We start from the raw sequence: 14,072 nt of genomic DNA, 5'->3' as shown, positions 1-14,072 counted from the left end.
GGCCGCTTTGCGGCCCTTTCGCGACACAAGGCCGCTCCCACAATGGTGCCCGCGTCAACCAATGAAAAACGGGGCATGCCATTGCTGGCATGCCCCGTTTTTCAAACCGCTAAAGCGCCTCAGGCGACCTTGACGATCCAGCCTGCCGGTGCTTCCACATCACCGCTCTGGATACCGGTCAGCTCGTTGTAGAGCTTCTGGGTAACCGGGCCGACCTTTTCCAGGTCGTGGAACACGTGCAACTTGCCGTTGTACTCGATGCCGCCGATCGGGGTGATCACCGCAGCGGTACCGCAGGCGCCGGCTTCGACGAAACGGTCCAGCTTGTTGATTTCCACATCGCCTTCGATCACGGTCAGGCCCAGGCGCGATTGCGCCAGTTCCATCAGCGACAGGCGGGTGATGCCTGGCAGCACCGAGGCCGATTTCGGGGTGACGAACTCGTTGTTGGCGGTGATGCCGAAGAAGTTTGCCGAACCGACTTCCTCGATCTTGGTGTGGGTCAGCGGGTCGAGGTAGATGGCGTCGGCGAAGTTGGCTTTCTTCGCTTCAGCGCCCGGCTGCAGGCTGGCCGCGTAGTTGCCACCGACCTTGGCCGCACCGGTGCCTTGCGGGGCGGCGCGGTCGAAGCTGGAGATCTGGAAGTTGTGCGGCTTCATGCCGCCCTTGAAGTACGAGCCAACCGGGATGGCGAAGATCGAGAAGATGAACTCGGGGGCGGTGCGCACGCCAATGTTGTCACCGGTGCCGATCACGAACGGACGCAGGTAGAGGGCGCCTTTGCCGTGCGGTGGCACGAACTTCTCGTTGGCCTTGACCACTTGCTTGCATGCCTCGATGAACACATCGGTCGGCACCTGCGGCATCAGCAGGCGGGCGCAGCTGCGCTGCATGCGGGCAGCGTTCTGGTCCGGGCGGAACAGGTTGATCGAACCGTCCTTGCAACGGTAGGCCTTCAGGCCCTCGAAGCACTGCTGGCCATAGTGCAGGGCGGTGGAGCCTTCACTGATGTGCAGTACGTTGTCTTCGGTCAGGGTGCCCTTGTCCCACTCGCCATTGCGCCATACGGACAGGTAGCGTTTGTCGGTCTTGATGTAGTCGAAACCCAGCTTGTCCCAATTAATGCTTTCGTTGCTCATGACACCCTCATTGTCTTGCAAGTGCCCGATCGCTCGGGCTGCTGTTATATGCGCACCACGCCACCATAATACATCCGTGGCGGATCGGGAACGGCCAGTCACGAAACTCCTGCCGGCGGAGGTCTTCCAGGCGCTGAACATATCGAGGCAAGCACCAGCAGCAATGGTTGACCACCCGCCAGCCACTGCGTAGCCTTGCCAGTTCGAGGTTCTTCGGCCAGGCCGAAGCTAAGACGGGAACGCGGTACAAGCCGCGGCTGCCCCCGCAACTGTAAGCACCGACAACGGATCGACACAGCCACTGCGCCCGCGCGCGGGAAGGCGTCATCCCGCCAGCCTGCTGCACCAGCGGGCACATGGAACGGTGCGAGCCAGGAGACCTGCCTCGTCACGTTTTCGACTTTCAACCGGGCGGGGTGATCCGGTGGCGAACAAGCCCGGCCGGCCTGGCCTGCGGCTGTCGTCCTGCATGCCCGCGCCAATCTGCCAAGGGCAATGCGACATGAAAACACTGGCCAAGCTCCCCGTCACCATCGTCACCGGCTTCCTCGGCTCGGGCAAGACTACCTTGCTGCGCCACATGCTCGACAACGCCCAGGGCCGCCGCATTGCGGTGATCGTCAACGAGTTCGGCGAACTGGGCATCGACGGCGAAATCCTCAAGCAGTGCAGCATCGGTTGCACCGAGGAAGAAGCCAGCGGTCGCGTCTACGAGCTGGCCAACGGCTGCCTGTGCTGCACCGTGCAGGAAGAGTTCTTCCCGGTGATGCGCGAGCTGGTGGCACGCCGTGGCGACCTGGACCATATCCTCATCGAAACCAGCGGCCTGGCCCTGCCCAAACCGCTGGTACAAGCCTTCCAGTGGCCTGAAATCCGCAATGCCTGCACCGTCGACGCGGTGATCACGGTGGTCGACAGCCCGGCCGTGGCAGCCGGCACCTTCGCCGCCTACCCGGACCAGGTCGATGCCCAGCGCAAGCTCGACCCTAACCTGGACCACGAATCGCCGCTGCACGAACTGTTCGCCGACCAGCTGGCCAGCGCTGACCTGGTGGTGCTGAACAAGGCCGACCTGATCGACGCCGAAGGCCTGGCCAAGGTCCGCGCCGAAGTGGCCGAAGAACTGCCGCCGGCAGTCAAGGTGATCGAGGCCAGCAGCGGCAAGCTGCCGCTGGAAGTGCTGTTGGGCGTAGGCGCCGAATCCGAGGCGCACATCGATGGCCGCCGTACCCACCACGATTCGCACCATGACGACGATGACCATGACGATCATGACCACGACGCCTTCGATTCGATCTCCATCGACCTGCCCGAAGCTGACGAAAGCCTGCTGCTCGACGCTCTGACCCAGCTGGTAGTGGAGTTCGGCATCCTGCGCGCCAAAGGTTTCGCTGCCATCCCGGGCAAGCCGATGCGCCTGCTGGTGCAAGGCGTGGGCACCCGTTTCGACAAGCACTTCGACCGCGCCTGGCGCGCCGACGAGCCGCGCATCACTCGCCTGGTGCTGATCGGCCAGGACCTCGACGCTGTCCAGCTGGAAGCGCGCCTGCGCCAGGCCCTGGGCGCCTGACCCGTGCACCTGCTGCGGACCCAGCCCGGCGGCTTCGTGCCGGATGACAGCATTGCCGACCTCGGCCAGACACCCGCCGAGCTGGTGATTCTCTGCAGCGGCGATTCGCACCTGGCATTGCTCGCCGATACTGCCGAGCAATTGCCCGAGGATTACCCCAGCCTGCGCCTGGCCAACCCGATGCAGGTACAGAACCATGCCTCGGTCGACCTGTACGTCGACCAGGTACTGCGCCATGCCAAGGTCATCCTGGTGTCGCTGCACGGTGGCGTCGGCTACTGGCGCTATGGCGTCGAGCAGCTGGTCGAGCTGGCCGGCCGTGGCGTGCAACTGATCCTGGTACCGGGCGACGACCGCCCGGACCCGGAGCTGACCAGCCTGGGCAGCGTCAGCGGCGAGCAGGCCGAGCGCCTCTGGCATTACCTGCGCCAGGGCGGCAAGGCCAACGCCATCAACCTGTTCAATTGTCTGGCCAGCCAGTGGCTGGGCCGCGACTATGCCTGGGACGAGCCGCAGCCTTTGCCGCGCACCGCCGTGTATCACCCGGCCAAGGGCAGCGCCACGCTGGAGGACTGGTACCCGCAGTGGCACCCCGAGCAACCGGTGGCGCCGCTGCTGTTCTATCGCTCGCACTTGCAGGCGGCCAACACCGCGTTCATCGACGTGTTCTGCCAGCGCCTGCAGGCCGCCGGGCTCAACCCGTTGCCGATCGCCGTGGCCAGCCTCAAGGAAAGTGCCTGCCTGGAGCAGGTCGAAGGCTGGCTGGACGAGGTGGGTGCCGAGGTGCTGGTCAACACCACCGGCTTTGCCCTGTCCAGCCCCGAACGCCCCAACCTGCGCCCGTTCCGTCGCGACATTCCGGTGCTGCAGGCCATCTGCGCGCAAGACAACCAGCCCGGCTGGGAGGCCAGCGAGCAGGGCCTGGGGGCGCGTGACCTGGCCATGCACATTGCCTTGCCCGAACTGGACGGGCGCATCATCACCCGCCCGATCAGCTTCAAGGACATGGCCTGGCGCAGCGAGCGCAGCCAGTCCGACGTGGTCTGCTACCGCGCTCACCCCGAACGCATGGACTTTGTCGCCGAGCTGGCCCGTCGCTGGGTCGAGCTGGCGCGCCTGCCGAATGCCCAGAAGCGCGTGGCCTTGGTGCTGGCCAACTACCCGACCCGGGATGGCCGCATAGGCAACGGCGTTGGCCTGGACACGCCGGCGGCCGCGCTGAACATCCTCAAGGCCCTGCAGGCCGAAGGCTACCCGCTGGCCGACTTGCCGGGCAGCGGCACGCAACTGATCCACCAGTTGCTCGGCGGCGTGACCAACGACCTCGACCAGCTGGACCTGCGCCCCTGCGCGCAGAGCCTGAGCCTGGCCGACTACCAGGCCGCCTTCGAGCGCCTGCCCGAGGCCAACCGCCAGGCGGTGCTGGAGCGCTGGGGGCCGCCGCAGCAGGACCCGATGTACCGCAGTGGCCGGCTGATGGTGGCCGGCCTGCGCTTTGGCTTGACCTTCGTCGGCATCCAGCCGGCGCGGGGTTACCAGGTGGATCCCAGCGCGGTGTACCACGACCCCGACCTGGTGCCGCCGCACGGTTACCTGGCGTTTCACTTCTGGTTGCGCCATGCCTTTGCCGCCGACGCGGTGATCCACGTCGGCAAGCACGGCAACCTCGAATGGCTGCCCGGCAAGGGCGTCGGGTTGTCGGCGCAGTGCTGGCCGGACGCCTTGCTCGGCCCGTTGCCGAACATCTACCCGTTTATCGTCAACGACCCGGGCGAGGGGGCCCAGGCCAAGCGCCGCACCCAGGCGGTGATCATCGACCACCTGATGCCACCGCTCACCCGTGCCGAAACCTATGGCCCGTTGCGCCACCTGGAGCAATTGGCCGACGAGTTCTACGAAGCACAGCTGCTCGACCCGCGGCGGGCCCGCGAGTTGCAACGCGACATTCTCGAGCTGGTCAAGGCCAACCACATCGACCGCGAACTGCAGCTGGAAGGCCAACTGGACGATGCCGCCGTGTGGCTGCCGCGCCTGGATACCTACCTGTGTGACTTGAAGGAATCGCAGATTCGCGATGGCCTGCATGTGTTCGGCCAATCGCCTGAGGGCCGGCTGCGCCTGGATACCTTGCTGGCGCTGTTGCGGGTCGAGCGCGGCGACGGTCGCGGCGGCAATGCCAGCCTGCTGCGGGCCCTGGCCAAGGCGCTGGTGCCGGGCTTTGACCCGCTCGATTGCGAACTTGGCCAGCCATGGCAGGGCGCACGCCCTGAGCAGTTGCAGGCCATGAGCAGCGAGCCCTGGCGCACCTGTGGCGATACCCGCGAACGCCTCGAGCTGTTGGCGCTGCAGGTGATCGACCAGGCGCTGGGCGGAACCGCCCAGTTACCGGCCCTGAGCGAATGGCAGCCGGTACACGACGTGGTGCAGGCGCTGCGCGAAGCGGTGGCCCCCAGCCTGGACGCCTGCGGCAGCGCTGAAATGCATGGCCTGTTGGCGGCGCTGGCCGGGCGTTTCGTGCCCGCCGGTCCCAGTGGCGCGCCCAGCCGTGGGCGCCTGGACGTGCTGCCCACCGGTCGCAATTTCTACACCGTGGACGTGCGCAACCTGCCCACCACCACCGCCTGGCGCCTGGGCTTCGCCTCGGCCAACCTGATCCTCGAGCGCCACCTGCAGGACCACGGTGATCACCTGCGCCAGCTCGGCCTGTCGGTGTGGGGCACGGCAACCATGCGTACCGGCGGCGATGACATCGCCCAGGCCATGGCGCTGATGGGCGTGCGACCGGTGTGGGCCACCGGCAGCCAGCGGGTCGACGATTTCGAAATCTTGCCGCTCAGCCTGCTCGACCGCCCGCGGGTGGACGTGACCTTGCGCGTTTCCGGCTTTTTCCGTGATGCCTTCGGCAACCTCATCCGCCTGTTCGATGCGGCAGTGCAGGCGGTGGCCGCGCTGGACGAACCCGATGAGCTCAACCCCTTGGCCGCCCGCGTGCGTAGCGAGCGTGCCGCGCTGCAGGCGCAGGGCGTTGACGCCGAGCAGGCTGCGCGCCAGGCCGGCTGGCGGGTGTTCGGTGCCAAGCCCGGGGCCTACGGTGCCGGAGTGCAGAACGCCATCGACGGGCGCCTGTGGCACAGCCGCGACGACCTGGCCGAGGTTTACCTCAACCACGGTGGCTATGCCTACGGCGCCAGCGACGACGGTACCCCGGCACGCGCCCAGTTCGCCCAGCGCCTGGCCAAGGTGCAGGCGGTGCTGCAGAACCAGGACAACCACGAGCACGACCTGCTCGATTCCAACGACTATTACCAGTTCCAGGGTGGCATGCTGGCGGCATCGGAAACCTTGTCCGGTGCGGCAGTGGCCAGCTACCACGGCGACCACAGCCAGGCCGACCGGCCGCGCATCCGTACCCTCAAGGAAGAGTTGAACCGGGTCATCCGTGCCCGGGCGTTGAACCCGAAGTGGATCGACGGGGTCAAGCGCCATGGCTACAAAGGCGCCTTCGAGATGGCGGCGACAGTCGACAACCTGTTCGCCTTCGACGCCACCACGCAACTGATCGACGACCATCATTACCAGGCGCTGGCCGATGCCTACGTGCTCGACCCGGCGACCCGCGATTTCATGCGCGAGCACAACCCCGAGGCCCTGCGCGACCTTACCGAGCGTTTGCTGGAGGCCCAGCAGCGCGGCCTGTGGCAGGCGCCGGGCGAGTACCGCGAAGCCCTTGAGGAACAACTGCTCGACGGCGAGGAACAGGCTTGAAATGAGTGAACCCGTGCAATTTCCGCTGGCCGCCGTGGTTGGTGCGGACGACTTGAAACTGGCGCTGTGCCTGACCGCCATCGACCCGAAGATCGGCGGCGTGCTGATCGAGGGGCCGCGCGGCATGGCCAAGAGTACCCTGGCCCGAGGCCTGGCTGACCTGCTCGGTGAGGGACCGTTCGTCACCCTGCCACTGGGCGCCAGCGAAGAACGGTTGGTCGGCACCCTCGACCTGGATGCCGCGCTGGGGCAGGGCAAGGCGCAGTTTTCCCCGGGTGTGCTGGCCCAGGCCGATGGTGGCGTGTTGTATGTCGATGAAGTCAATCTGTTGCCTGACACCTTGGTAGACCTGTTGCTCGACGTGGCCGCCAGTGGCACCAACCGCGTCGAGCGTGATGGCATCTCGCACCGGCACAGTGCCCGTTTCGTGCTGATCGGCACCATGAACCCGGAGGAGGGCGAGTTGCGCCCACAGCTGCTCGATCGCTTTGGCCTGAATGTGGCGCTTGAAGGCTTGCCCGAGCCTGAGGCGCGTCAGCAGATCATTCGCCGCCGCCTGGCCTTTGACAGCGATCCGCAGGCCTTCTGCGCGCAATGGGCCGAGGCCCAGGCGCAATTGCGCGAGCGCTGCCAGGCGGCGCGCCACGCCCTGGCCGGCATTGCCCTGGACGACCAGGCGCTGGCCTGGATCACCGAACGCTGCTACGCCGCCGGGGTCGACGGCCTGCGCGCCGACCTGGTCTGGCTGCGCGCCGCACGCGCGCACTGTGCCTGGCGCGGCGGCGCGGCCATCGAAGAAGCCGATGTCGATGCAGTGGCCGAGTTCGCCTTGCGCCATCGCCGCCGCGTTACGCCCCAGGCCAACCCGCCTTCCGCGCCGCCGCAGCCTGAGCAGCAGCCCGGTCAGCAAGGCGCAGGTAACCCTGGCGAACAGGGTGGCCAGGGTGACTGGGGCGCAATGCCAGCGCAGCCGGTGGCCAGCGGCGCCCGCCGTGAGGTGCCGAACTGGGCAAAAAAGCCCTGAGCATCCCCCAGCCACCTGCCAAAGGGGCGGATGCCAAAGCAGGCACAGGTGAGCAGTACGGCGCCAGCCGGGGCCGGTCGCGCAGTGCCGCGGCCGGTCGGGTGGCCTGGCTGCCGACCCTGCTCAAAGGCCGGCCACGCCAGCGCCAGGACCTGTGCTGGCAGCAACGCCAGGCCAGGCCCGCAGAACTGTGGTTGGTCATCGTCGATGCTTCGGCCTCGACCCGCCGCCACCAGGCGTTGGCGCAAACCAAAGGGCTGCTGGCGGCGCTGTTCGACCAAGCCTACCGCCAGCGTGCCCGGCTGGCCCTGCTTACCGCCAGTGGGCGCACGCCGCAGTGGCAGCGCCACGGCCTGAAGGCCTCGGCCGCTTTGCAACCTTGGCTGCAAGCCTTGGGGGCCGGTGGCGGAACCCCGTTGATCGCTGCACTGGAACAGGCTCGGCACTGGTTACTGGCGCGGCAACGGGCCCACCCCGAAGAGGCGCTGCGCTGTCTGGTGTTTACCGACGGTCGCCTGCAGCACTGGAACGCCGTGCAGCCGATGCCGTGTGCCACGTTGCTGGTGGATATGGAACTGGCGCCGGTGCGCCTGGGCCGTGCGCAGCGCCTGGCGCAACAACTACAGGCCGATTACCAGCACCTGCAACAGTTCAGGCTGATGGATTGAAAAGTATCGATGCGACACTATGTCGCAATTAGGAAAGTTGCCAGAACAGCAACCCGGAAGTTGTACAAGTGCGTGGCTGCGCACGCACTTGGTTTGCCAGCCGATATTATTTCGGCATCGACCACGGTTGCAGGTCGTAACCTTTTTCGCACAGTTCGGCGCGCACTTCCTCGATCAGGCTGGCCCACTGGGCCGGGTCGGAGTAAATACGCGAGGACACTTGCTTGCTGCCGATGCGGGTGCTGGTCCGGTCGATCACTGCCAGGCTCAGTTCACCAGTACCGTTGGGTGCATCCCAGGCTACGCACTGGAAAGGTTCGAAGGCGTGGTCGGCAATCAGCAGTGCTTCGTTGACACGGAGCGGGGCATTCATGGTTCGGTCTCTCTATGGTCCCAAACATCGAAGTGAGTCCGCGTTGCTTCAAAGTCGCCTCGGTTATCGCGAAGTGCAGCGCGGGGTTATGTGTACTGATGCTCGTTGTCCGGGGGCAAGTCACACATTGGTTGTAAAAAATTTTTGCAGGGTCGAATCCGTTCTGGCCCACGCCGCCATGTGATGTCGATAAAGTGCGAAAATTCCCGTCACGTATTGTAAAAAAATGATTCGGCAGACAGACGGTACTGGGAACCGTCAAATTCGTTGCTACTGTTAATCGGGCGCCACAACTTACTGTTTTATTTCAAGAAACCTAAAACTGGCGCCAAGGATTGGTCATGCAGCAGCCTGCCGTCCAACGCCGTTTGCTCATTGTCGACCCCTGCGATGACTGTCACCGTTTGTTGCCTGGTTTGCGTAGCGCAGGCTGGGATGTGGACAGCTGCATGCTCGGTGCCGCGCTGGATCATCCTTGCGATGTGGGCCTGTTGCGCTTGCAGGCGTCGCACCTGAGGCGCCCGGACGGGGTCAAGGACTTGATCAAGCGCAGTAATACCGAATGGATTGCCGTGCTCAGTGCCGAACAGCTGCGCATGCCGGCTGTCGGCGATTTTGTTTGCGAATGGTTCTTCGACTTCCACACCCTGCCGTTCGACGTTTCCCGCGTGCAGGTCACCTTGGGCCGGGCGTTCGGCATGGCACGCCTGCGTGGCAAAGGGGCGGCGAGGGTGGATGAAGCGAGCCACGAACTGCTCGGCGAAAGCCGCCCGATCCGTGAGCTGCGCAAGCTGCTGGGCAAGCTGGCGCCCACCGAATCGCCGGTGCTGATCTGCGGTGAAAGTGGTACCGGCAAGGAACTGGTGGCGCGTACCCTGCACCGTCAGTCGCAGCGCAGCGAGCAACCGTTCATTGCCATCAACTGTGGGGCGATCCCCGAGCACCTGATCCAGTCCGAACTGTTCGGCCATGAGAAGGGCGCCTTCACCGGTGCTCATCAGCGCAAAGCCGGGCGCATCGAAGCGGCCCATGGTGGCACGTTGTTCCTCGATGAAATCGGCGACCTGCCGCTGGAGTTGCAGGCCAACCTGCTGCGTTTTCTGCAGGAAAAACACATTGAGCGGGTGGGCGGCAGCCAGCCGATCCCGGTGGATGTGCGGGTATTGGCGGCTACCCACGTAGACCTGGAGAGGGCCATCGAGCAAGGGCGCTTTCGCGAAGACCTGTACTACCGCCTGAACGTGTTGCAGGTAGTGACCGCGCCTTTGCGCGACCGGCATGGCGATCTGTCGATGCTGGCCAGTCATTTTGCCCATTTTTACAGCCTGGAAACCGGGCGCCGACCCCGTTCGTTCAGCGACCATGCTCTGGCGGCCATGGGCCGGCATGACTGGCCGGGCAATGTCCGCGAGTTGGCCAACCGGGTACGGCGCGGGCTGGTGCTGGCCGAAGGCCGGCAAATCGAGGCGCAGGACCTGGGGTTGCAGACCCTTGACCAGGTGCAGCATCCGCTGGGCACGCTGGAGGAGTACAAGCACCGGGCCGAGCGCCAGGCGTTGTGCGATGTCCTTAGCCGGCACAGTGACAACCTGAGCGTGGCGGCTAAGGTGCTGGGCATATCGCGGCCGACTTTCTATCGGTTGCTGCACAAGCATCAGATGCGCTGAGCAGTGGATGGCACCGGCTACGCCGGTGTTCGCGGGTAAACCCGCTCCCACAGGTGCGCGCAGTTCCTGTGGGAGCGGGCATGCCCGCGAAGAGGCCCCTACAGGCTACCGATCAATGCGGCCCGCGGGGAATGGTCTTCAGCAGGTCTTCCGGGCTGATGTGCCCCACCACCTGGGCCACCGCGCTGCCCGGGGTCGGCAGGTCGATGATGTGGCTTTTCATCTTGCCGATCACATGCATTTCGCACGGTTTGCAGTCGAACTTCAGGGTCAGCACTTCATCACCCTGGATCAGCTGCATCGGCGCCACCTTGGTGCGCACGCCGGTCACGCCCTTGGCTTGCTTGGGGCACAGGTTGAAGGAAAAGCGCAGGCAATGCTTGGTGATCATCACCGGCACTTCGCCGTGCTCTTCATGGGCCTCGTAGGCCGCGTCGATCAGCTGCACGCCGTGGCGGTGGTAGAAGTCGCGGGCCTTCTGGTTGTAGACGTTGGCCAGGAACGACAGGTGCGACTCGGGGTATACCGGCGGTGGGGTGGTCTCGGCCTTGCGCCCGCCACGCGGGTGCGCCTGCACCCGTGCTTCAGTCAGCGCCTCGACGGCTTCGCGGCGCAGGGCCTTGAGCTGCGAGTTGGGGATGAAGTACGCCTGCGGAGCGTCCAGCTCGATGCTGTCGGCGTGGTACATGGTGGTACCCAGCTGGCCGAGCAGGTCGTGCAGCTGGTCCAGCGCCTGCTGCGGCTTGTTGGCCGGGCCGAACGGGCCGTCCAGTGCCACTTGCGCGCTCACGCCTTCCTCGCTGGTGACAGTCAGCACCAGGCGTTGCTCGCGCAGTACCGCGTGCCATTGCACGCCGACGCGGCGTTCGGCCGAGGTGCGTTGCAGGGCCTGCTGCCAGTTGTGGTCGAGGTTGCGCGACAACGGGTGGTTGGGCCGCAGCTTGTGCAAGCCTTCGGGCATTTCGTTGGGCTCGACGCGGTAGCGGTAGCGCTTCTCGCCGTCTTCCTCGAACTCGCCACGCGGTTCGGCGATGTTGGCACGGAAGCCCACCACTTCACGCTTGACCAGCACATTGAGCCCGTCGCCGTTGGTCAGTGGCACCTCGGTGACGACTTGAATGTCGCGCTTGCCGACCTTTTCCACCACACCCACCGGCAGGCCGGTGAAGGTTGGCGAGTCGAAGGCACCGATGTCGACCTTGCGGTCGGTGACGAAGTAGTCGGTGCTGCCGCGGTGGAACGTCTTGTCCGGGTCGGGCACGAAAAAGTGCTCGGTGCGGCCGCTGGAGGCGCGGGCCAGCTCCGGGCGGCCTTCGAGGATGGCGTCGAGTTCCTTGCGGTAATGGGCGGTGATGTTCTTCACGTAGCCCACGTCCTTGTAGCGGCCTTCGATCTTGAACGAGCGCACGCCGGCATCGACCAGGTCAGCCAGGTTGGCGGTCTGGTTGTTGTCCTTCATCGACAGCAGGTGCTTCTCGAACGCGACCACGCGGCCTTGGTCATCCTTCAGGGTGTAGGGCAGGCGGCAGGCTTGCGAGCAGTCGCCACGGTTGGCGCTGCGGCCGGTCTGCGCATGGGAGATGTTGCACTGGCCGGAGAAGGCCACGCACAGCGCACCGTGGATGAAGAACTCGATGGCGGCGTCGGTTTCGGCGGCGATTGCGCGGATTTGCTGCAGGTTCAGCTCACGGGCCAGTACCAGCTGGGAGAAGCCGGCCTGGTCGAGGAACTTGGCTCGCGCCAGTGTGCGGATGTCGGTCTGGGTGCTGGCGTGCAGCTCGATCGGCGGGATGTCCAGTTCCATCACCCCCAGGTCCTGCACGATCAGCGCATCGACACCGGCGTCGTACAACTGGTGGATGAGCTTGCGCGCAGGCTCCAGTTCGTTGTCGTGGAGGATGGTGTTGATGGTGGTGAACACGCGTGCATGGTAGCGATGGGCGAACTTGACCAGCTCGGCGATATCGCTGACTTCGTTGCAGGCGTTATGGCGCGCGCCGAAGCTCGGGCCACCGATGTAGATGGCGTCTGCGCCGTGCAGGATCGCTTCACGGGCGATGGTCACGTCACGGGCAGGGCTGAGCAGTTCCAGGTGATTCTTTGGAAGGGACATGTCGTTATAGGTTCGGGCTGTCACGGTTTAGGCGGGCATTGTAGCGACGAAACGGGCTGGCGGCATCATCGGGGTGCCGAGAGGTGTACTGCCTGCACCGGCCCTATCGCCGGCAAGCCAGCTCCCACAGGGACTGCACAGGCCTGAGGGCCGCGCGGTCGAGATGGGAGCTGGCTTGCCGGCGATAGGGCCCTTGAAGGTGAATCAGCGCTTGGCGGCCATTGCCGTGACTTCCACGCGCATGCCTTCGAATGCCAGTGCAGCCACACCCACGGCGGCGCGTACCGGCCAGGGCTTGCTGAAGAAGCGCTGGTACACCTCGTTGAACGCAGCGCGGTCAGCCATGTCGGTCAGGTAGATGGTCAGGTGCAGCACGCGGTCCATGCCGCTGCCGGCCTTCTCCAGCGCCACTTTCAGCGCCTGCAGGGTGCACTCGCTCTGCTCGACGATGCCGCCCAGCTCCAGGCTGCCATCGGCGTGGGTCGGGATCTGCGTGGTGACCAGCACGCCGTTGTATTCGGCGACGTCGGAGGAAATCGACTCGGCGTCCGGGTCCGGGGTGTAGATGATGTCTGCTTGTGCCATGGTGTGTTTTGCCTTGCTACGGAAGGAAAGCGGCAAGCCTACGCGAGCGCGCCGGCCCGGTCGAGGGCGCCCCGGTGTTTGAAATGCGCGGCGTTCGCCGTCAGAATCGCGGCCGATTGCAAAGCAGGGGTTTACGTTGAACGAACAGACATTGTCCAGGCGCCTGGAGCGCGTGGCGGCACAAGTACCGCAAGGCGCGCGCCTGGCCGACATCGGCTCGGACCATGGCTACCTGCCGGTGGCCCTGATGCTGCGCGGGGTGCTGGAAGCGGCGGTCGCGGGCGAGGTGGCGCAGACGCCGTTCGCCTCGGCCCAGCGCAACGTGCGCAGGAATGGCCTGGAAGGCCGAATCGGCGTGCGCCTGGCCGACGGCCTGGCAGCGGTCGAGCCGGAAGATCGCATCTCGGTGATCAGCATCTGCGGCATGGGGGGCGACACCATGTGCGAGATCCTCGAGGCCGGCAAACAGCGCCTGGCGGGTGTCACGCGCCTGGTGCTGCAACCCAATGGCGCTGAGCGCGAACTGCGCCAGTGGCTGATGGGCAATGGTTACCGGATCGTCAGCGAAGAACTGCTGCGGGAAAACCGCTTCGACTACGAGATCATCGTCGCCGAGCCGGGCGGGGCGGTGTATACCGCTGAACAGCTGTACTTCGGCCCGGTATTGTTGCAGGAGAAAAGCGAGGCGTTTCTGGTCAAGTGGCGGCGCATGCTGCGGCAGAAGCAGCAGACCCTGGCCAACTTCGAGCGGGCCCGCGATGCGGTGCCTCAGGCGAAAATCGATGACTTCAGGCAACAGGTCGGCTGGATCACCGAGGCGCTGGCCTGACTCACTGCTGCGAGCAGTTGCCCATTTCCCGGTAGTCGACTTCGCGCTTCTGGCCCTGGTGGTCGACATACACCATGTGCGCGGTGCCAACCTGGCAGTCGGCAGCGTTGCTGGCCGGGGTGATGGAGATGACTTTGGCAATGTCCAGCGGCATGCCGTATTCGTAGTTGCCGCTGCTGACCGGTTGATTGCTGCTGGCGTCGGCCAAGGCACCGAACGAGGCGAGGGTAGCGGCAACGGCAAGGACAGCGATCGAACGTTTCATGGCAGGCTCCTTTTTTCAATGTATGGCTAATGATCCATTCATTGGTCATCCACAATAAATGGTCTAACCCGTGA

Annotated in this window: 11 protein-coding genes and 1 riboswitch; of the genes, 6 read left to right on the top strand and 5 right to left on the bottom strand. The window is 65.2% G+C overall.

Annotated elements, in window-relative coordinates; translation table 11 throughout:
* Window positions 1-119 precede the first annotated feature (119 nt).
* The gene (locus MKK04_RS14830; RefSeq protein WP_046614378.1) at window positions 120-1,139 is read right to left on the bottom strand and encodes a branched-chain amino acid aminotransferase; all 1,020 of its coding nucleotides are present in this window, start codon (window positions 1,137-1,139) and stop codon (window positions 120-122) included.
* A 189-nt stretch (window positions 1,140-1,328) separates the two neighbouring features.
* A riboswitch (cobalamin riboswitch) is annotated at window positions 1,329-1,541 on the top strand.
* A 100-nt stretch (window positions 1,542-1,641) separates the two neighbouring features.
* On the opposite strand from MKK04_RS14830, the gene cobW reads away from it, so the two are divergent.
* From cobW to MKK04_RS14810, 4 genes are all read left to right on the top strand, one after another.
* A complete protein-coding gene (gene cobW, locus MKK04_RS14825) occupies window positions 1,642-2,709 on the top strand; it encodes a cobalamin biosynthesis protein CobW (protein ID WP_207833274.1) in 1,068 nt (355 codons plus the stop codon).
* Window positions 2,710-2,712: 3 nt separating this feature from the next.
* Window positions 2,713-6,474: a cobaltochelatase subunit CobN gene (cobN, locus tag MKK04_RS14820; RefSeq protein WP_233694467.1), complete on the top strand. Its 3,762-nt coding sequence runs from the start codon at window positions 2,713-2,715 to the stop codon at window positions 6,472-6,474.
* Between the two features lies 1 nt (window position 6,475).
* Window positions 6,476-7,498: an ATP-binding protein gene (locus MKK04_RS14815; protein WP_207833278.1), complete on the top strand. Its 1,023-nt coding sequence runs from the start codon at window positions 6,476-6,478 to the stop codon at window positions 7,496-7,498.
* Between the two features lie 101 nt (window positions 7,499-7,599).
* Entirely contained in the window at window positions 7,600-8,166 is a 567-nt protein-coding gene (locus MKK04_RS14810) for a vWA domain-containing protein (RefSeq protein WP_207833280.1), read from the top strand.
* A gap of 106 nt (window positions 8,167-8,272) precedes the next feature.
* Here MKK04_RS14810 and MKK04_RS14805 read toward each other — a convergent pair whose 3' ends face one another.
* Window positions 8,273-8,539, bottom strand: a complete 267-nt coding sequence (locus tag MKK04_RS14805) for a hypothetical protein (RefSeq protein ID WP_013972506.1) — start codon at window positions 8,537-8,539, stop codon at window positions 8,273-8,275.
* A 341-nt stretch (window positions 8,540-8,880) separates the two neighbouring features.
* Here MKK04_RS14805 and MKK04_RS14800 point away from each other — a divergent pair, with 341 nt between their 5' ends.
* Entirely contained in the window at window positions 8,881-10,206 is a 1,326-nt protein-coding gene (locus tag MKK04_RS14800; protein ID WP_207833282.1) for a sigma-54 dependent transcriptional regulator, read from the top strand.
* A 112-nt stretch (window positions 10,207-10,318) separates the two neighbouring features.
* On the opposite strand, the gene MKK04_RS14795 is transcribed toward MKK04_RS14800, so the two are convergent.
* Window positions 10,319-12,319, bottom strand: coding sequence for a peptidase U32 family protein (locus MKK04_RS14795; RefSeq protein WP_233687645.1), 2,001 nt, complete (start codon window positions 12,317-12,319; stop codon window positions 10,319-10,321).
* 204 nt (window positions 12,320-12,523) lie between these two features.
* Window positions 12,524-12,904 (bottom strand): RidA family protein, encoded by a 381-nt coding sequence (locus MKK04_RS14790; protein ID WP_015270613.1) that lies wholly within the window; start codon window positions 12,902-12,904, stop codon window positions 12,524-12,526.
* Between the two features lie 136 nt (window positions 12,905-13,040).
* Between MKK04_RS14790 and MKK04_RS14785 the strand changes: the two genes are divergently transcribed.
* Complete coding sequence (locus MKK04_RS14785) at window positions 13,041-13,733, top strand: tRNA (adenine(22)-N(1))-methyltransferase (RefSeq protein ID WP_207833317.1); 693 nt, start codon at window positions 13,041-13,043, stop codon at window positions 13,731-13,733.
* Window position 13,734: 1 nt separating this feature from the next.
* Here the strand turns inward: MKK04_RS14785 and MKK04_RS14780 are convergent, their stop codons facing one another.
* Complete coding sequence (locus MKK04_RS14780) at window positions 13,735-13,998, bottom strand: DUF2790 domain-containing protein (RefSeq protein WP_233687646.1); 264 nt, start codon at window positions 13,996-13,998, stop codon at window positions 13,735-13,737.
* Between the last annotated feature and the right edge of the window lie 74 nt (window positions 13,999-14,072).

It is taken from the genome of Pseudomonas sp. LS.1a, from assembly GCF_022533585.1.
In the GTDB taxonomy this organism is placed as follows: Bacteria; Pseudomonadota; Gammaproteobacteria; order Pseudomonadales; family Pseudomonadaceae; genus Aquipseudomonas.
This window is presented reverse-complemented; position numbering and strand designations above follow the sequence as displayed.